This window comes from Trinickia symbiotica, from assembly GCF_002934455.1.
Lineage (GTDB): Bacteria > Pseudomonadota > Gammaproteobacteria > Burkholderiales > Burkholderiaceae > Trinickia > Trinickia symbiotica.
Map to the genome: position 1 here is coordinate 14,180 of NZ_PTIR01000017.1, position 18,631 is coordinate 32,810.

Below are 18,631 nucleotides of genomic sequence, written 5' to 3' on the forward strand. Positions count from 1 at the left end.
CGGCGAGCATGGACGAAGGCCCGCAAACGCGCCTGGCTCGATCTCGATCCGCGCTTGGCAAGTATGGCGCGAGGGCCTCGCTCGGGGGCGCGTGCGCGACGCGATCGTTGCTTGCCTTGCTTGCGGCGTTTTTGCTGCTCGCACCCCGTCTCGGGGCGGCTCAGGCGCCGATCGCGACTGACCGCGTTGCATCCGCCACGGCGCAGGCAACCCGAAATGCGGCGGGCATTGCCACGTTACCCGCGGTAGCGACGGAGCAGGACATTCCGCATCCGCTGCAAGTCGCGCCCGGCGTCTACGTCATGCTCGGCAATGGCGATGCCGTTGCGCCGTGCAATCATGGCATCGTCGCCAACAGCGGGTTTCTCGTTGGAACGAGCGGCGTCGTCGTCGTGGACACAGGCTCGTCCTATCGCTATGGTCGCGCGATGATCGAGACGATTCATCGCGTGACGCCTCTGCCGATCGAGCTTGTCATCCTCACGCACCAGGCGCCCGAGTTCGTCTTTGGCGCATCGGCGTTCCGGGACGCGGGGATACCGATTCTCGCGCATCGGCGCACGGCTGAATTGATCCGTGAGCGCTGCTCGATCTGCCTCGCGAACCTGCGTCGCACGCTGGGCGAGGAAGAGATGAGCGGCTCGCGCGTGACCGTGCCGGATCGCACGGTCGACGGCACAACGCGTATCGAAGCCGGTGGCCGTGCGATCGAACTGCTTAACTTCGGTGTTGCCGCGACGCCCGGCGATCTTGCCGTGCGCGACGAGCGGACGGGTGTGTTGTTCGCGGGCGCGCTCGTCAGCATCGGACGCATTCCCGAGCTTCGCAATGAGTCGATCCACGGCTGGATCGCGGCGCTCGACCGACTCGGTGGGCTCGAAATCACGAAGGTCGTGCCGGGGTTCGGTCCAGTCGTCGGACTGGAGCGCATCGGTGCGACGGGCGACTATTTGCGCGCGCTAGATGCGTCGGTACGCCGCGCGTACGCGTCGGGCAGGGGACTCGTCAGTGCGAGAGAGCATGCCGAGACCCCGGATTTCCGCACGTGGAAGCTGTATTCGACAGTGCATCCGCAAAACGTGCAGCGGGTATATCTTGAGTTGGAACGTCAATAGAAGCGGCGGTAGTGACGTATGCGCCAGCGTCATGCGAACGAACGCCAACCTCCTTGCGAGTTCGTTCGCGTAGTCAGCAAGTCAACGGTTCATACGATAGGACGGCCGTTGAGCCACTACCTTCGGAAGACGAAGCAATGTCCGAGGTGATGGCGTTGCTTCCCAAGGGTGGTTTCGCGGTAAGAGACCACCTTGAGCGTTGAATAGGCCTCCTCAATGCATCGTCTCGTCCGATAAAACATTTCGTTCCCTAACGTGCCTCTCGCACTCTTTTGACCACGCGCGAAGGGGTCATTCTCGGAGTAGCACACGAGCAATAATCTTCCCAAAGGACTCAACTTAGCGCGGAATTGACTTGCATAGTCCACTATCGACGCAGGCGGGAGGTGGTGAAGAAAGCTGTAATCAAGTATCAAATCGAACTTGAACTCATCGTCAATGTGATCGGATAATCGCGTCACGTCGCCTTCGATGAATTTTACCCTCGATAGGTATTCCGTACTTCTCGCACGAGCGATACTCAATGCTCGCGACGAGAAGTCACCCCAATTACATCAAATCCGCGAGATGCCAGATACCGCGAGTAATTTCCAGTGCCGCACGCCACGTCTAAGGCGCGCCCGCATTGAGGACAGTCTGCATCGCTCAGGAGGTCCAGCAGTTCTTGCGGGGGCGTACCTATTTCCCATGGAATGTCCTCGACGGGAAGTGCATATCCAGATTCCCAGTGTGTGACGGTGCCACTCATATCTTTCGATCCTCCGGGAAGGTAGTAGCTGGTCCTTCGGATGCGAGCTTCCGCGTCGTTTCCTGCACCACCTGGTTCCGCAATTCGTCGAGAAAAGTATCAAAAAATGTATGTTGATCGAGAAGATGCATGAGCCCCTTCTCAATGTCTAGCCACGTTGCGAGAGAAGCCTCATTATGCTGAATTTGTGCCTCCAACTTATCTAGAGCATTGGCCACCTTTGATTCGAGAGTGTTTTTTGACTCGAATTCTCTCCAAAGTGAGAGGATCTCAATGCCGTTGACATCGGGTAGCATTTCAGCAATTGCGGATATCGCCGCTTGTTCTTCATCTCTCTTTGTGGTACGGCTTTCTGCGCTACGCATAAGTTCGAATGCCGGAATGTCTCCTGCGATAGCTTCCACGAGGTCATGAATAATGACGATCTTGAGCAAGCGCTCAACATCGACCTGCTCGTCAAGGTGCGGAGCGACGAGGAGCGCCATCAACGATACACGCCACGTATGCTCGGCAACACTCTCTGCGCGCCCATCTGACAACCAGCTATGTCGTAACGTCCGTTTCAGTTGCTCGGCTAATCGGATCACCGATAATATTTGCTTAACTGCTTGCATCTCTATTGCTCCTTCTCATAGTCTGGGATTTCCAAACGAAGGGGCGCCGGTCGATGTCGAAGTATGTGCACGCCAGTGCCCCTCTATAGATGTGGGCTCAGTTTTGACGACTGCCGGAGGGACTGTCTACCTGTTTGGGAGGATTGGTAGAAGAGGACAGTTCATCCATTTGCCACCACCGCACCGGGGCAGCGTATTTGTCAAGAGGCTTGATGTATTTGAGCGCTTCGACAGGTTGCTCCACGAGAGCGGTCGAGTAGCCCAAGGTATGCCTGTCGAACGCATGTCGAATCGCGATCTTTATCGAATCTCGATTTGAGTTTCCACGATGGATGCCGTGCAGATAAAAAGAGAATTCGGGTTGCATAAAGATAAAGGCCGCGTCGGCCATCTGAGAATAACGGGGATGCTTAGGATCGTAGAACGGCGCAAAGGTGGAGATGAAGAATGTTAGGTTTGCGAAACTGAACCGCCAATCGGGGGAAAGCAAATCACCTTCCATACAGTTGATGCGACCAGCCGCTTTGTCGATTTCGCCGAGAACTGTCAGCACGGTCAGTAGAGTGCGCGACAGTGATCGCACATCATTGATTTGACTAGGCTCGTTGAGCTCTATTACGTAACCATCGAGTCCCTCGTACGGGGCGACTCTACAGAACCTCGCCAACACATTCGAAATGGCAAAAGCATTTTGATGGATTGATTTTGAGTTGTCATAGTCTGGGGCGCCCCAGACGCGAGCCCTCTCTGAAAATGGGCACGGCGTGACTCTGATGACTTGTCGAAATCGAATCAACGATGTTGCGGTCGAGGGGTCCCAGCACACGCTGAACCTGTTGCAATCTCGTCGAGCGCTAGCTTCCAGCGCGTCGCGGACCGCGCGGAATAGGTCATGGCCGATCAGGGTAGTAACATGAAGCAACGTAGCGTGAATACGGGTGACTTCAGCTTCCACGTTAGAGACGGTCTCAGTTTTCTTGATCGGTTTATCTCCTTCTAGATGGTTTATTAGGCGCGCCAAATGGCCTGCGCGGTCGATCAGTCGGGATAGCGTGATGCGAAGTGTTGCAGGGCATGCATGCGACAGGGCGGCCTCGCTTACATCAAAATCTAGATGCCGGTAGCTGCGGGCTAGATTTGCGCAATATTGATCAGCGATGCAAGTAGCTATTATAAAGACATCCGCCAATTCCATGTTTAGGGAATTGAGGTCAAGATCGTCGTTGGTCAGAATCTCGCCGATCTCTCCTAGCTCTTCGAGCAGTCGGGCAACGGCTGATAATGGGCGCCAATAGCCGCCCAATGTCAAGACCGTATCTCTTACCTCAAACTGGAGGTTTTCCATTTCGGCAGAAATGGATGTGACGTCCATGTTCATACGCATTCCTCGATTCGACCGCTACTTATCCTCTGTTGGACAGGATCCAGGACGGTCTGCGTTAATTCGTCTGCAGCGGTTCCCGCATCGCTCCAAACAGCAGAAGCAACCAGTTGCGCTGAAGGCCTCTCACGGGCGGAAGCGCGGAGAGATGCGTGCCAGCTTCGCCCGTCGTCGGAAGGTATGGCGGCCTTCCAGGGCGGCGATCTCTTGACGCGATTTTTCGGACCAACGGAAGAGGAAGGGAACCCGGTCTCGATAGACGCAGACCGACGACATGCGAGGTCGCGGCCGACATGCTGACAAATTTGGCGCGACATCAGGACGGCTTAGTGGGGTAAAACGATGACGGCGCTCGGGAGGGGGCTTCTTCGCGCGAAGCGGGGCCAGCCCTTTCGAACAGATCAGATCCGGATACAAGCCGCATTCACGTGTAGATGCATTGGCGCAAGCGTTTCACTTGCAAAGGAAATCTGGCGGTGACCGCTAGGTCAAGGAACGAAGGCGAAATTGGGGCAATGGCAGCCTGCCCCGCCGCTGCATGCGCGATCAGTTGTGGATACCGGGACCGGAGCACAAAGCCCGGCTGCTTTCAGCCGCGAAAGTAGAGGCGTGGATCTTTCCACGGCATGCCACACGTCTTGACTAGGCCGTCGTGATTGAGCAGGCGGACGTAACCTTCGATTGCGTTGCGAAGGACTTTGTCCCTGTGGGCGTCCGAGAAGAACGAGTTGCCATACGGTGTCACCGAGCGGCAGGGCGTTTAGGCTAGAAGCGCCCGAGCAGACGAACAATGAGCGCGACAATGCTGCTGGCTGGAGCGTAGAGCGCGAGCGTAACGAGCCCGACCACGGTGACGAATCGGCAACCGACGATGCGGACGTCACGGGACACCAGCGCATGGCGGCGCTCACGATCATCAGTAAAACCGCAATACGGGTCGTCAGGCGAGGAGCGGCCTGACACCCCTCTGCCGCGGTTCGAGCGTGAGTTGTGCGCCATGGCGCCTCCAGCGATCGAAGGTCACAGACCGGAATAGAGAGCCGAGCCTGCCTTTGACCTGTATGACGCACTCCTCAAGGACGCGCGTTACGCAATAGCGCGTCAGCGAAGGGTTAAAGAAGCTATGGAACATGAGGACGACTAGTCGACGCAAGCGCTCGCGGCCGCTACAGTTGGCTAGCTTCTGGCGCGAACAGTTTTGGGTGTCAACCTGATCTGGTCGCTGCATCACTGCAATCGACTTGGGTGCGACTAATCATCACCAGTCACCATATCCAGGTAGTGAAACTACCACCCAACTCTCTGTTTTTTCAGGGTTTTTTCGCGTCGGGGATGCATGTGGCCGAATACGGTGGCATAATCGACCACAGTCGAACCGTCGTATAACCACCCCGCATAGCCATGCCAAAGACCCTCTACGACAAGCTGTGGGATTCGCACGTCGTCCACACGGAAGACGACGGCACCACGTTGCTCTACATCGATCGCCATCTCCTGCACGAAGTCACGAGCCCACAGGCGTTCGAAGGCCTGAAGCTCAACGAGCGGCCGCTCTGGCGCGTCAGCGCAAACCTCGCCGTCTCGGACCATAACGTGCCGACGACGGATCGCAGCCACGGCATCGCCGACCCGATCTCGAAGCTGCAGGTCGACACGCTCGACGCGAACTGCGACGCCTACGGCATCACGCAGTTCAAGATGAACGACATGCGCCAGGGCATCGTCCATATCATCGGTCCCGAGCAGGGCGCGACGCTGCCGGGCATGACGATCGTCTGCGGCGATTCCCACACCTCGACGCACGGTGCCTTCGGCGCGCTCGCGCACGGCATCGGCACATCCGAGGTCGAGCACGTGCTGGCCACGCAAACGCTCTTGCAGAAGAAGAGCAAGAACATGCTCGTGAAGGTCGAGGGCTCGCTGCCGCGCGGCTGTACGGCGAAGGACATCGTGCTCGCGATCATCGGCAAGATCGGTACAGCCGGCGGTACGGGCTACGCCATCGAGTTCGGCGGCTCGACGATCCGCGCGCTCTCGATGGAGGGCCGCATGACCGTCTGCAACATGGCGATCGAAGCGGGCGCGCGCGCAGGCATGGTCGCCGTCGACGATACGACGATCGAGTACCTGAAGGGGCGTCCGTTCTCGCCGCAGGGTGTCGAGTGGGATCAGGCGGTCGAATACTGGAAGACGTTCACGTCCGACCCGGATGCGCATTTCGATCGCGTCGTCGAGCTCAATGCGGCTGAGATCGTGCCGCAGGTCACCTGGGGCACCTCACCGGAAATGGTCACATCGGTCGATGGCCGCGTGCCCGATCCCGAGCGCGAGAAAGACGCGGTCAAGCGCGGCGCGATGGAGCGCGCGCTGCAATACATGGCGCTCGAGCCGAATACGCCCATCGAGTCGATCAAGCTCGACAAGATATTCATCGGTTCCTGCACGAACGCGCGTATCGAAGATCTGCGCGCAGCGGCCTACGTCGTGAAGAAGCTGGGGCGCCGCGTCGCCTCGAACATTCGGCTCGCGCTGGTCGTGCCGGGCTCCGGGCTCGTCAAGGCACAGGCCGAGCGCGAAGGACTCGACAAGGTCTTCGCGGAGGCGGGCTTCGAATGGCGCGAACCGGGGTGCTCGATGTGCCTCGCGATGAACGCGGATCGGCTCGAGCCCGGCGAGCGCTGCGCATCGACGTCGAACCGCAATTTCGAAGGGCGCCAGGGCGCGGGCGGGCGCACGCATCTCGTGAGCCCGGCGATGGCGGCGGCAGCGGCGATCGAAGGGCATTTCGTCGACATTCGCAGGCTGGGGTGACAGATGAAGGCTCGTGTTTTCGGTCGCGGCGCAGCGCTGATTCTGCTGCTGGCAGCGTTGATGTCGATGGCGGGCTGCAATACCGTGGCGGGCTTCGGCCAGGACATCCACGATTCGGCCCGCACCGTTCAGCACGCCCTATGACGTTCCCGATTTGACGTTGCTTATTCTCGCGCCGGTCCGGCAACGCCCGGGCTGGCGGTGCCTTGCATAACCGAGGCGATATCCATCTGGATGACGGATCATGGAAAAATTCATCGTGCATACCGGCGTTGCCGCGCCGCTCGATCGCGAGAACGTCGATACGGACGCGATCATTCCGAAGCAGTTTCTGAAATCGATCAAGCGCTCGGGCTTCGGCCCCAATCTCTTCGACGAGTGGCGCTACCTCGATCATGGCGAGCCGGGCCAGGACAACTCGTGTCGCCCGCTCAATCCCGACTTCGTGCTCAATCAGCCGCGCTACCAAGGCGCGTCGGTGCTGCTTGCGCGCAAGAACTTCGGTTGCGGGAGCTCGCGCGAGCATGCGCCCTGGGCGCTGCAGCAGTATGGCTTTCGCGCGTTGATCGCGCCGAGCTTCGCGGACATCTTCTATAACAACTGCTTCAAGAACGGCTTGCTGCCGATCGTGCTTTCGGAGCAGCAGGTCGATCATCTGTTCAACGAGACGTATGCCTTCAACGGCTATCAGTTGACCATCGATCTCGCCGCGCAAGTCGTTCGGAGTCCTGATGGTCGCGAATACCCGTTCGAAGTGGACGCATTCCGCAAGTACTGCTTGCTGAACGGCTTCGACGACATCGGCCTGACGCTTCGGCACGCGGACAAGATTCGCGCCTTCGAAGCGGAGCGGATCGCGAAGCAGCCGTGGCTCGGCCATCGGATCGTCCGCTGACGCACATCCTCGGCGGGCTCGTCGGTCGATGTCCGCGGCTCGGATCGAAGCGGTCGTTACTTGCTCCGCTGCTGCCGTCTCTGGTTCGAGATTGACTACGGAATCTCAACGAACAACGCAATACAGGAATTACGCATGAAGATCGCAGTGCTGCCCGGCGACGGCATCGGCCCCGAAATCGTCAAGGAAGCGGTAAAGGTACTCAACGCGCTCGGTGAGAAGTTTGAGCTCGAGGAGGCGCCCGTCGGCGGTGCCGGTTATGAAGCGAAGGGGCACCCGCTGCCCGATTCGACGCTCGCGCTCGCGAAGGAAGCGGACGCTATCCTGTTCGGCGCCGTCGGAGACTGGAAGTACGACTCGCTCGAGCGCGCACTGCGCCCCGAGCAGGCCATTCTTGGCCTGCGCAAGCATCTGCAGCTCTTCGCGAACTTCCGTCCGGCGATCTGCTATCCGCAGTTGACGGGCGCTTCGTCGTTGAAGCCCGAGATCGTTTCGGGGCTCGACATTCTGATCGTGCGCGAGCTGAACGGGGACATCTATTTCGGCTCGCCGCGTGGAATCCGCCAGGCGCCGGACGGCGCCTTCGAAGGCGCGCGCGAAGGATTCGATACGATGCGCTATTCGGAGCCTGAAGTGCGCCGTATCGCGCACGTTGCCTTCCAGGCGGCGCAAAAGCGCGGCAAGCGGTTGACGTCGGTCGACAAGGCGAATGTGCTCGAAACGTCGCAGCTCTGGAAAGAGGCGATGATCGACGTGGCGAAGGAGTACGCCGACGTCGAGCTCTCACACATGTACGTCGACAACGCGGCCATGCAACTCGTCAAGGCGCCAAAATCGTTCGACGTCATCGTGACGGGCAATATGTTCGGCGACATTCTCTCCGATGAAGCCGCCATGTTGACGGGTTCGATCGGCATGTTGCCGTCGGCCTCGCTCGACAAGAATAACAAGGGCCTCTACGAACCGTCGCACGGCTCCGCGCCCGACATTGCCGGCAAGGGCATCGCGAATCCGCTCGCGACGATTCTCTCGGCCGCGATGATGCTGCGTTACTCGCTCAATAAGGCCGAGCAGGCCGATCGGATCGAGAAAGCGGTGCAAAAAGTGCTCGAAGCGGGCTACCGCACGGCCGATATCGCGACGCCCGGAGGCAAGCAGGTCGGCACCGTCGAAATGGGCGATGCTGTTCTCGCTGCTCTGTAGGAGCCGACGCCAGTCGAAACCGGTGCGGGTGCGCGCCGGATGATCGGAATCTAATGCCGATTTTGCGTAAAATCGACGCAAAATCGGCATTTTCGTGTAGACTGTCGCGATGGCGCGAATCCCCCAAATCCCCTCGATTTCAAACCTGCACGGCATGACTGTTCGTGCGGGCGGGTTCGCCATTGCCGGCGCCATCGGCGCGGCCGGCATTATTTCGATCAAATCGATTACCCCCAAAACGATCACGACGAAACGCTGATCGACCGCCGTGCCCGCCCGTCTTCCCCGCGCGGTCACGCCGGGCAAGATTGCGGGGAAGCGTCCACTCGAAGGGTAAATCATGAATGTAGGTCTCGTAGGTTGGCGCGGCATGGTCGGCAGCGTCCTGATGCAGCGGATGCAGCAGGAGGGCGACTTCGACCTGATCGAACCGGTGTTCTTCAGCACGAGCAATGCGGGCGGCGCCGCCCCGTCGTTCGCCAAGAACGAGACCAAGCTCAAAGACGCCGCCAGCATCGACGATCTGAAGAAGTGCGACGTCATCATCACCTGCCAGGGTGGCGACTACACGAACGAAGTGTTCCCGAAGCTGCGCGCGGCGGGCTGGAACGGCTATTGGATTGATGCAGCTTCGTCGCTGCGGATGAAGGACGATGCGGTCATCGTGCTCGATCCGGTCAACCTGAACGTGATCAAGGACGCGCTCGTCAAGGGCACGAAGAACTTCATCGGCGGCAACTGCACGGTCAGCTTGATGTTGATGGCGCTCGGCGGGCTCTTCCGCGAGAACCTCATCGAGTGGATGACGGCGATGACCTATCAGGCGGCCTCGGGCGCCGGCGCACAAAACATGCGCGAGCTGCTCGCGCAGATGGGCACGCTCAACGGCGCCGTGAAGGACGAGCTCAAGGATCCGTCCTCGGCGATTCTCGATATCGACCGCCGCGTGCTCGCCGCCATGAATGGCGATGCGATGCCGACCGAGCACTTCGGCGTGCCGCTCGCGGGCTCGTTGATCCCCTGGATCGACAAGGACCTCGGCAACGGCATGTCGAAGGAGGAATGGAAGGGCGGCGCCGAGACGAACAAAATCCTCGGCAGGCCGGCTATGGGCGCGCCGGGCTCGATTCCCGTCGATGGCCTCTGCGTGCGGATCGGCGCGATGCGCTGCCACTCGCAGGCGCTCACGATCAAGCTCACGAAGGACGTGCCGCTTGACGAAGTGAACGCGATTCTCGCCTCGGGCAACGATTGGGTGAAGGTCGTGCCGAACGAACGCGAAGCCTCGATGCGTGATTTGTCGCCGGCCGTCGTGACGGGCACGCTGACGGTGCCGGTCGGCCGGTTGCGCAAGCTCGCGATGGGCGGCGAGTATCTGTCCGCCTTTACCGTCGGCGATCAATTGCTGTGGGGCGCCGCCGAGCCGCTGCGCCGCATGCTGCGCATCCTGCTCGACAAGTGAGGCGATGGCGTGGCCTTGCCGGCCGTCCTCGCGTAAACTACGCGCTGACTGGCGCGTAAAGCCGCAAAGGCGCCGCACCGCGGCGCCTTTTTCGATGCCGCTCCGAACCGAATCTTGTCTTCCCACAACGCCAATCAAGGCCGCGCTTCGTGGCGCGGAATGCATTCATGACGGTACGTTCGACGCTCCGCCTGCGGGCCGTGCGTGTTGTTGGCCGTTCGACTGTCGCCGCGTGCGCGCTCTTGGGCGCGCTCGGCGCGTCGGCCGCGCGCGCCGACGATGCGGCGAGCGCCGCTGCTGCAGCCTCCGCCACCGCCACGACGCAATACACGGTCAAGCCCGGGCAATCGCTCAACGATGTCGCCATCGCCGCGACGCAATCGCACGACAAAGCCATCCTCGCACGCGCCGCGAAAGCGATTTTCGACGCCAATCCGTCCGCGTTCATGCGCGGCGATCCGAGCCTCATGAAGCTCGGCGCCGTGCTCAACGTGCCGCCGCTCGATGCGTCGGGCGCACCCGTGGCTGGCGGCGCATCGGCGCCTGCGGCGGCAGGCGCGAGTGCCGGGGCGGCTGGCACGGCCTCGGCTACCGCCTCGCATCCGGCGTCCGCGGGTGTGGCCGCTGGCGCGTCAGCGAGCGCAGCGCAGAAAGCCGCGGGGGCATCGGCAGGCCAATCCGTGGATGCGAGCCTTGCGCCGGCTTCCACTACGGCCGCGGCGACGACTGCCGCGGCGGCCAGCAGCGCCGCGCAATCGACACCGCATTCGCAAGCGGCGGCTGCTTCGGCAAGCGCGCCGCTGGCAGCAAGTGGCACAACGGGACATGCCTGGACCGGCACGATCCAGTCGGCGCCCGCCACTTCCGCGCAGGCCCCAGCAAGCGGAACCGGCGAAGCACCCGCGGTCGCCGCGCCAGCGCCGGTTAGTGCAACAGGCAGCACCGCCGTTGCGCCGACGCCCGGAGCGGCGTCATCCGCCACAGGTGCAGCCGCCGCGCCAGTCTCGGGTGCATCACCCGCCAGCACGCCGCATCCGCGTTTTTCGAGTTTGCAGCAGTTGCTCGCGCTGAAGAACCGCGTGCTGATGGACCTGCAGCGGCATGGATTTGCTTCCAAGCAATCCCATGAATCATCGGCGAGCAGCGAGAATGCGGCGAGCGGAGCAACAGGCGCGCCGCAAGGCGGCTCGGCGCCGCAGGCGGGCATGCCGCCGGCGCCCGTTCATGTCCCGAATGCTCGCGGGTCGGCCGTTGGCGAGCAGTTCATCGGCATTGGGGACTACGGCATCCGCGTCCCTCACGGTTCTATTCCGGTCGTCGCAGCCGTGGCTTCGGCCGTCGTCGCGGCGTTGCTCGTGCTCGCCGTCGGCTTTTCGATCGGTGGCCGCAAACGCCGAGCGGCACGCGCGGCAGCGTCGGCGGAAGTGGCCGCCGCCGGCGGCGCAGCATCGCCGCAAGGAAGCGACGCCGCGAAGCCCTTCGTGGCCGATACATCGAGCCAGGATCCCGTCGAAGCCGAGTACCTCGCCGCTCTAGCGCGGACACCGACGAGCAAACGCGCGCTGATGGGGCTCGCCGGCCATTACGCCGAGCGTCGCAATATCAAGGGCTTCGACGAAATCGCACAGCGAATCTGGCATCTGTCGGGCGGTCAGGGTCCCAATTGGTTGCATATTGCCTTGCTCGGGCGCCAGCTCGACCCCGACAACCCACTGTTCGCGCCTTCGGACGAGGGGCGGGAAGCGGCTGCGCCGGCAGTGCTCGATGAGCGCGAGGAAGGTGCGTTGCCCGAGCATTCGGCCGCCGCCGTGCAACGTCAGTCCGCCGATCAGGACGCAGGGCCGCCCGTCGCCGAGGAAGGCCTTCCCGATACTTCGACCTCGCATGAGCAGACGTCTCATTCGCCGGTTCGAGATGAGGTTCGCGCAACGCCGCCGGCGGCGGAGGACGAGCCGCCCGCTGCGCGTGCAAGCGAAGCCATTGCGCAGCGCGATGAGCAGGGGTCGCCTGTACGTGAAGAAACGCACGAGACGAGTGCTGCTGCCATTGCTGATGACGCGTCAACCGTCGATGCATCAACCGCCGATGCCGCGGCAGGGGCCGAGGCGGCAGCGGTGACGCCCGACGGGCGCGACGCGACGGAGCACGCCGCGCAAGCCGAGGCGGACAATCCGCCGGTCGCAAATGTCAGCGAATCCGAACCGCCGCACACTGTACTGCCTGTGGAGGCCGTCGATGCGCTGAACGATCTCGATATGGCCTTGCCGCCTCGCGCTGAAGGCTACGATCGGTCTCAGGTAGACGATGTTGCCTCGGCGCCGGACCCGGCAGCTGGCGCCGGTGCGGCAGACTCGGCTGACGAGGAGCTGGAGCTCGACGAGTTCTTGCATAGCCCGCTCCCCGAGGAGCAGTCGCACCTTGGCGATAGTGAGATCGAGAGGGCTCGAGCCTCCGATTCCGGCGAGGATCACGCCGCCGCTCCCGCACACGAGGCGCCCGACGTAAACCGGATGCACGATGGCCAGAATGCGCACGAGGCGCGTGAGGTACACGAGGCGCACGAGCCCCACGGCGAGCCTGAAGGCGAGCCGATGCCCCCGCCGCCCGCGGTAGCGGGCCTCGGCGCTGCACGCTTCGGCGGCCTGAACCTGGCGTTCGACCTCGATTTGCCCGGTGACGGGCAGGGCTCGCCGACGACGGTGGCCACGCCCGCGCAACCGATGTTCTCGGCCGAGGAGATCGCCAAAATCGCCCGCAATAAGCTCGAGCTGGCGCACGAGTACATCGCGCTCGGCGACGTGGGCGGCGCGCGGACGTTGATCCACGAAGTGATCGAATCGAACGACGCGGGCACGCGCGCCGAAGCGCATGCGCTGCTCGCCACGCTCGCTCCACTGTCCTGATCGGCAAAGACGGCCGCCCGATGCGCATCGCCTTAGGCATCCAATACGACGGCACGGCGTTCTGCGGCTGGCAATCGCAGCCGCACGGCAAGACGGTGCAGGATGTGCTCGAGCGCGCGCTCGCCGATTTCGCGTGCACGCCGATCCACACGATCGTGGCCGGACGCACCGACACAGGCGTGCACGGGCTTGGCCAAGTCGTGCATTTCGACACCGAGCTTGAGCGCGCCGATTTTTCGTGGGTGCGCGGAACGAATGCGTTCCTGCCGCCCGAGGTGGCGGTGCAGTGGGCGAAGCCGATGCCGGAGACGTTTCATGCGCGGTTTTCGGCATTCGAGCGGACCTACTACTACGCGCTGCACGTGCACCCGGTCCGCTCGCCGATGCTCGCGGGCCGCGCCGGCTGGGTCCATACGCCGCTCGATATCGACGCGATGCGCGCGGCGGCGGCCTGCCTCATCGGCGAGCACGACTTCTCGGCGTTCCGCTCGTCCGAATGTCAGGCGAAGACACCCGTCAAGCACCTGTATCAGATCGACATCCGTCGTGCCGGCGACCTGATCCACTTCCGCTTCCGGGCCAATGCGTTCCTGCATCATATGGTGCGCAACCTGATGGGATGCCTCGTCGCGGTGGGCCGAGGGCGCTACCCCGTGTCGTGGCTCGCCGAGGTCCTGGCCAGCCGCGACCGGGACCGCGCCGCGCCGACGTTCATGCCCGAGGGGCTCTATCTCGCGCACGTCGGCTATCCGGAAACGTTCGGCGTGCCGGCCGCGAACCTCGGCAGCGTGCCGTGGAGCGTTGTTTGGACCGACTGATGCTGACGCAATCCCATCGAAAGCAAGGTAATCTGAAGCCCGCGAAGACGAGACCATGAACGCAACCGCCCCCTCATCGACACCCTCACCGTCGCCGTTTGCCGGCGACATCCCGCACCGCACGCGGGTCAAGCTATGCGGCCTTTCGCGCGAATCCGATGTCGAGCTGGCCGTCGAGCTCGGCGCCGATGCGATCGGCCTCGTCTTCTATCCGCAGAGCCCGCGTTTCGTCGGCGTGGCCGAAGCCATCGATCTCGTGAAGCGGCTGCCGCCGTTCGTTTCCGCGGTCGGCCTCTTCGTCAACGCATCGCCCGAATGGATGAGCGAGGTGACGAGCAACGTGCCGCTCGCGATGCTGCAGTTCCACGGCGACGAGACGCCCGCGCAATGCGAGGCGCTTGCCAACCTCGCCGGCCTGCCGTGGCTGCGGGCGCTGCGCGTCGGCGCCGATACGAAGCGCGCCGATTTGGTAGAATCGGCGCTTAATTATTCAGCAGCCGGCGGCCTGCTCTTCGATACGCACGTCGAAGGGTACGGCGGCGGCGGGAAGATTTTCGATTGGTCACTTATCCCCGAAGAGCTCGGGCGTCGGGCCGTTTTGAGTGGTGGCTTGAACGCGCAAAACGTCGGTGACGCGATTCGTCGCGTGCGCCCGTTCGCTGTCGATGTCTCGAGCGGCATCGAAGTGCCGGGCGCCAAGGGCGTGAAGGATCCCGCCCGGATGGCGGCGTTCGTACGCGCGGTGCGCGACGCGGACGCCGGATGAATCGAAGGCGGCGCGGCACGGATGTCCCGGCAGAGCGCCGGCGCCGCCGCTCATCGGAGTGACGAATATGTACAACCTTCCCGATCAAAGAGGCCATTTCGGCCCCTACGGCGGCACGTTCGTGGCGGAAACGCTCGTCCATGCCCTCGACGAACTGCGCCTCGCCTATGAGAAGTTCCGCGTGGATCCGGCGTTCGTCGCCGAATACGAGCGCGAGCTGAAGCACTTCGTCGGCCGGCCGTCGCCGATCTATCACGCGCAGCGTTGGAGCGAGCTGCTCGGCGGCGCGAAAGTCTATCTGAAGCGTGAAGACCTCAATCACACGGGCGCGCACAAGGTCAACAACGTCATCGGTCAGGCGCTGCTCGCCAAGCGCATGGGCAAGCCGCGCGTGATCGCCGAGACTGGCGCGGGCCAGCACGGCGTCGCGACGGCGACGATCGCCGCCCGCTTCGGCATGGAGTGCGTCGTCTACATGGGCGCCGAGGACGTGCGCCGGCAGGCGGCCAACGTCTACCGGATGAAGCTGCTCGGCGCGACGGTGGTACCGGTAGAGTCCGGCTCGCGCACGCTCAAGGACGCGCTCAACGAAGCGATGCGCGACTGGGTGACCAACGTCGAAAGCACGTTTTACATCATTGGCACCGTGGCGGGACCACATCCATATCCGATGATGGTGCGCGACTTCCAACGCGTGATCGGCGACGAGTGCCGCGTGCAGATGCCCGAGATGACGGGGCGTCAGCCCGACATCGTCATTGCCTGCGTCGGCGGTGGATCGAACGCGATGGGCATCTTCTATCCGTACATCGATGACGAGGCGGTCAAGCTCGTCGGCGTCGAGGCGGCCGGGGATGGGCTCGAGACGGGGCGTCACGCGGCGTCGCTGACGGGCGGCCGCCCTGGCGTGCTGCACGGCAACCGGACGTACCTTCTGCAAGACGAGAACGGGCAGATCATCGAGACGCATTCGGTTTCGGCAGGGCTCGACTATCCGGGCGTCGGTCCCGAGCACGCGTGGCTCAAGGATAGCGGGCGTGCTCAGTACGTGACGATCACGGACGAAGAGGCGCTGAAGGCTTTTCACGATTGCTGTCGCATCGAGGGCATCATTCCAGCGCTCGAGTCGAGCCATGCGCTGGCGTATGCGGCAAAGCTCGCGCCGACGCTCGGACGCGACAAGCATCTGCTCGTGAACCTCTCGGGGCGTGGCGACAAAGACATGCATACCGTCGCCGAGCGTTCGGGTATTCACTTCTGAGCCTCGCCGCGATGCGCGACGTCCTCGACGACTTCGACGAACCGCAGCCGGCCGCGGGCAGTGCGCCCGCGCGGGTCGCGGCCGTGCCTGCCCGGATCGATTTGCGTCATCGCGATTTTCTAGCCGATGCCGCGAACGTCGCCGATGCCTCGATCGACCTGATCGTTGCCGACCCGCCCTATGGGCTCGGCAAGGACTACGGCAACGATTCGGACATGCTGGCAGGGGAGGCGTTTTTGTCGTGGACGCGCCAATGGCTCGAGCTGGCGATTCCGAAGCTGAAGGAGAGCGGGTCGCTCTATGTTTTCTGCACGTGGCAGTACGCGCCCGAGATCTTCTCGTTCCTGAAGACGAAGCTGAAGATGGTGAACGAGATCATCTGGGACCGTCGCGTGCCGAGCATGGGTGGCACGACGCGCCGCTTCACGTCGGTGCACGACAACATCGGCTTCTTCGCGGTTTCGAGGGATTACTACTTCGATCTCGATCCGGTGCGCATCCCGTACGACGCCGCAACGAAGAAGGCGCGCTCGCGCAAGCTCTTCGAGGGCAGCAGATGGCTCGAGCTCGGCTACAACCCGAAGGACGTCTGGTCGGTTTCGCGCTTGCATCGGCAACATGCCGAGCGCGTCGACCACCCGACGCAAAAGCCGCTCGAGATCGTCGAACGGATGGTGCTCTCAAGCTGCCCGCCGGGCGGCCGCGTGCTCGATCCGTTCATGGGCAGCGGTACGACGGCTGTCGCATGCGCGCGTCATGGGCGCGCGTTCGTCGGCTACGAGATCAACGAAAGCTATTGCGCGATCGCGCGCGAGCGCGTGGCCGCGGCCTGCGGCGAGCGCTCCGGCGCGAGTGCCGTCGCCTGAACTGGACGCGGGCTCGATGCAAAGAGCCCGACGACCGAAGGCTCGGCCGATGCAATCTTGATTCAAGAGAAAAAATCATGTCCCGTATCGAAAAGACTTTTGCGGCGCTCGCCGCGCAACAGAGAAAAGGGTTGATCCCGTTCATCACGGCCGGCGATCCGGACCCGTCGAAAACGGTCGACTTCATGCACGCGCTCGCCGCGGGCGGCGCCGACGTCATTGAACTCGGCGTGCCGTTTTCCGATCCGATGGCGGACGGTCCGGTGATCCAGCGTTCGTCGGAGCGGGCGCTCGCGCGCGGCGTCTCGTTGCGCCAGGTGCTGGCCGACGTCAAGCGCTTTCGCGAGCGCGATGACAAGACGCCCGTCGTGCTGATGGGCTATGCGAACCCGATCGAATGCATGGGCATCGACGCCTTCGCGGCCGCGGCGGTGGACGCGGGTGTCGACGGGGTCCTTGTCGTCGACTATCCGCCTGAGGAATCGGCCGATTTCGCCGAGCGCATGCGCGCGGCCGGCGTCGATCCGATCTTCCTGCTCGCGCCGACGTCGACCGACGCGCGCATCGCGGCCGTCAGCCAGGTGGCGAGCGGTTACGTCTACTATGTGTCGCTCAAAGGGGTGACGGGCGCGGCGCATCTGGACGTTTCCAGCATCGCGAGTAAAATCCCGGCCATCAAGTCGCATGTGCCCCTGCCGGTGGGCGTCGGTTTCGGTATTCGCGACGCGCGAACGGCGCGCGCGGTGGCCGAAGTGGCCGATGCCGTGGTGATCGGCAGCCGTATCGTGCAGCTGCTGGAAGAAACGCCGCCCGAAGCGGCCGTGACGACGCTGACGGAATTCATCGCCGAAGTGCGGCGTGCGCTCGACGGGGCGTGACTTCCAAGACCAATTAAAAGGAACGACGATGAGCTGGCTCGATAAACTGCTGCCGCCGAAGATCAAGCAGACCGACCCGAAAAGCCGCAAGGGGATCCCCGAGGGCCTGTGGGTCAAGTGTCCGTCGTGCGAGGCGGTGCTCTACCGCAACGACGTCGAGGCGAATCTGCATGTGTGCCCGAAATGCAGCCACCACATGCGGATCGGCGCACGCGCGCGGCTCGACGCGCTGCTCGACGCAGAAGGACGCTACGAGATCGGCCAGGAAATCGTGCCCGTCGACGCGCTCAAGTTCAAGGACAGCCGCAAATATCCCGATCGCATCAAGGATGCGATGGACGAGACGGGAGAAACCGACGCCATGGTCGTCATGGGCGGCGCGATTCATACGCTGCCCGTCGTCGTGGCCTGCTTCGAATTCTCGTTCATGGGCGGCTCGATGGGCTCGGTGGTCGGCGAGCGCTTCGTGCGCGGCGCGACGAATGCGCTCGAGCAACAGGTGCCTTTTATCTGCGTCACGGCTTCGGGCGGCGCGCGCATGCAGGAAAGCCTGCTTTCGCTGATGCAGATGGCGAAGACCACGGCGTTGCTGACGAAGCTCTCCGATGCGAAGCTGCCGTTCATTTCCGTGCTGACCGATCCGACGATGGGCGGTGTCTCGGCGAGCTTCGCGTTCCTCGGCGATGTCGTCATCGCCGAGCCGAAGGCGCTGATCGGCTTCGCCGGACCGCGCGTGATCGAGCAGACCGTGCGTGAGAAGCTACCCGAGGGCTTCCAGCGCGCCGAATTCCTGCTGCAAAAGGGAGCGATCGACATGATCGTCGATCGCCGCAAGCTGCGCGAAGAGATCGCCAGACTCATCGCGCTGATGACACGGCAGCCGGCCGACGCAGTGGCGTAAATCGACGAC

16 protein-coding genes and 1 pseudogene are annotated in these 18,631 nt (G+C 62.8%); 13 read left to right on the forward strand and 4 right to left on the reverse strand.

From position 1 onward, the window contains the following. Nucleotides 1-8 precede the first annotated feature (8 nt). On the forward strand, nucleotides 9-1,115 hold the full coding sequence (locus tag B0G57_RS21850) for an MBL fold metallo-hydrolase (protein WP_018439820.1): 1,107 nt from the start codon (nucleotides 9-11) through the stop codon (nucleotides 1,113-1,115). Between the two features lie 116 nt (nucleotides 1,116-1,231). Here B0G57_RS21850 and B0G57_RS32390 read toward each other — a convergent pair. The 4 genes and pseudogenes from B0G57_RS32390 to B0G57_RS30965 all read right to left on the reverse strand — a co-directional run. Continuing rightward, nucleotides 1,232-1,645, reverse strand: a pseudogene (locus B0G57_RS32390) (hypothetical protein); the annotation flags it as partial. A gap of 214 nt (nucleotides 1,646-1,859) precedes the next feature. Continuing rightward, nucleotides 1,860-2,477 carry an HD domain-containing protein gene (locus B0G57_RS21860; RefSeq protein WP_020566093.1) on the reverse strand — a complete coding sequence of 206 codons (618 nt, stop codon included), beginning with the start codon at nucleotides 2,475-2,477 and terminating at the stop codon, nucleotides 1,860-1,862. Between the two features lie 97 nt (nucleotides 2,478-2,574). Beyond that, the gene (locus B0G57_RS21865; RefSeq protein ID WP_020566092.1) at nucleotides 2,575-3,855 is read right to left on the reverse strand and encodes a YqcI/YcgG family protein; all 1,281 of its coding nucleotides are present in this window, start codon (nucleotides 3,853-3,855) and stop codon (nucleotides 2,575-2,577) included. Between the two features lie 768 nt (nucleotides 3,856-4,623). Then, nucleotides 4,624-4,857 (reverse strand): hypothetical protein, encoded by a 234-nt coding sequence (locus B0G57_RS30965; protein WP_102606788.1) that lies wholly within the window; start codon nucleotides 4,855-4,857, stop codon nucleotides 4,624-4,626. 402 nt (nucleotides 4,858-5,259) lie between these two features. Here B0G57_RS30965 and leuC point away from each other — a divergent pair, with 402 nt between their 5' ends. The 12 genes from leuC to accD all read left to right on the forward strand — a co-directional run bounded on the left by leuC (nucleotide 5,260) and on the right by accD (nucleotide 18,622). Further along, nucleotides 5,260-6,669 carry a 3-isopropylmalate dehydratase large subunit gene (gene leuC / locus B0G57_RS21875; protein ID WP_018439814.1) on the forward strand — a complete coding sequence of 470 codons (1,410 nt, stop codon included), beginning with the start codon at nucleotides 5,260-5,262 and terminating at the stop codon, nucleotides 6,667-6,669. 3 nt (nucleotides 6,670-6,672) lie between these two features. Then, the gene (locus tag B0G57_RS31440; RefSeq protein WP_018439813.1) at nucleotides 6,673-6,813 is read left to right on the forward strand and encodes a hypothetical protein; all 141 of its coding nucleotides are present in this window, start codon (nucleotides 6,673-6,675) and stop codon (nucleotides 6,811-6,813) included. A 100-nt stretch (nucleotides 6,814-6,913) separates the two neighbouring features. Beyond that, nucleotides 6,914-7,564: a 3-isopropylmalate dehydratase small subunit gene (leuD, locus tag B0G57_RS21880; RefSeq protein ID WP_018439812.1), complete on the forward strand. Its 651-nt coding sequence runs from the start codon at nucleotides 6,914-6,916 to the stop codon at nucleotides 7,562-7,564. Between the two features lie 135 nt (nucleotides 7,565-7,699). Continuing rightward, nucleotides 7,700-8,767, forward strand: a complete 1,068-nt coding sequence (gene leuB / locus B0G57_RS21885) for a 3-isopropylmalate dehydrogenase (protein ID WP_018439811.1) — start codon at nucleotides 7,700-7,702, stop codon at nucleotides 8,765-8,767. Nucleotides 8,768-9,107: 340 nt separating this feature from the next. Then, nucleotides 9,108-10,229: an aspartate-semialdehyde dehydrogenase gene (asd, locus tag B0G57_RS21890; protein ID WP_018439809.1), complete on the forward strand. Its 1,122-nt coding sequence runs from the start codon at nucleotides 9,108-9,110 to the stop codon at nucleotides 10,227-10,229. 167 nt (nucleotides 10,230-10,396) lie between these two features. Next, entirely contained in the window at nucleotides 10,397-13,132 is a 2,736-nt protein-coding gene (locus B0G57_RS21895; RefSeq protein WP_018439808.1) for a FimV/HubP family polar landmark protein, read from the forward strand. A gap of 20 nt (nucleotides 13,133-13,152) precedes the next feature. Then, nucleotides 13,153-13,950, forward strand: coding sequence for a tRNA pseudouridine(38-40) synthase TruA (gene truA, locus B0G57_RS21900; protein WP_018439807.1), 798 nt, complete (start codon nucleotides 13,153-13,155; stop codon nucleotides 13,948-13,950). Between the two features lie 55 nt (nucleotides 13,951-14,005). Beyond that, nucleotides 14,006-14,716, forward strand: a complete 711-nt coding sequence (locus B0G57_RS21905; RefSeq protein ID WP_018439806.1) for a phosphoribosylanthranilate isomerase — start codon at nucleotides 14,006-14,008, stop codon at nucleotides 14,714-14,716. 67 nt (nucleotides 14,717-14,783) lie between these two features. Beyond that, nucleotides 14,784-15,977 (forward strand): tryptophan synthase subunit beta, encoded by a 1,194-nt coding sequence (gene trpB, locus B0G57_RS21910; RefSeq protein WP_018439805.1) that lies wholly within the window; start codon nucleotides 14,784-14,786, stop codon nucleotides 15,975-15,977. An 11-nt stretch (nucleotides 15,978-15,988) separates the two neighbouring features. Further along, nucleotides 15,989-16,843 carry a DNA-methyltransferase gene (locus B0G57_RS21915; RefSeq protein ID WP_018439804.1) on the forward strand — a complete coding sequence of 285 codons (855 nt, stop codon included), beginning with the start codon at nucleotides 15,989-15,991 and terminating at the stop codon, nucleotides 16,841-16,843. 77 nt (nucleotides 16,844-16,920) lie between these two features. Beyond that, the gene (gene trpA, locus B0G57_RS21920; RefSeq protein ID WP_018439803.1) at nucleotides 16,921-17,721 is read left to right on the forward strand and encodes a tryptophan synthase subunit alpha; all 801 of its coding nucleotides are present in this window, start codon (nucleotides 16,921-16,923) and stop codon (nucleotides 17,719-17,721) included. Between the two features lie 28 nt (nucleotides 17,722-17,749). Beyond that, the gene (accD, locus tag B0G57_RS21925) at nucleotides 17,750-18,622 is read left to right on the forward strand and encodes an acetyl-CoA carboxylase, carboxyltransferase subunit beta (protein WP_020566089.1); all 873 of its coding nucleotides are present in this window, start codon (nucleotides 17,750-17,752) and stop codon (nucleotides 18,620-18,622) included. Nucleotides 18,623-18,631 lie beyond the last annotated feature (9 nt).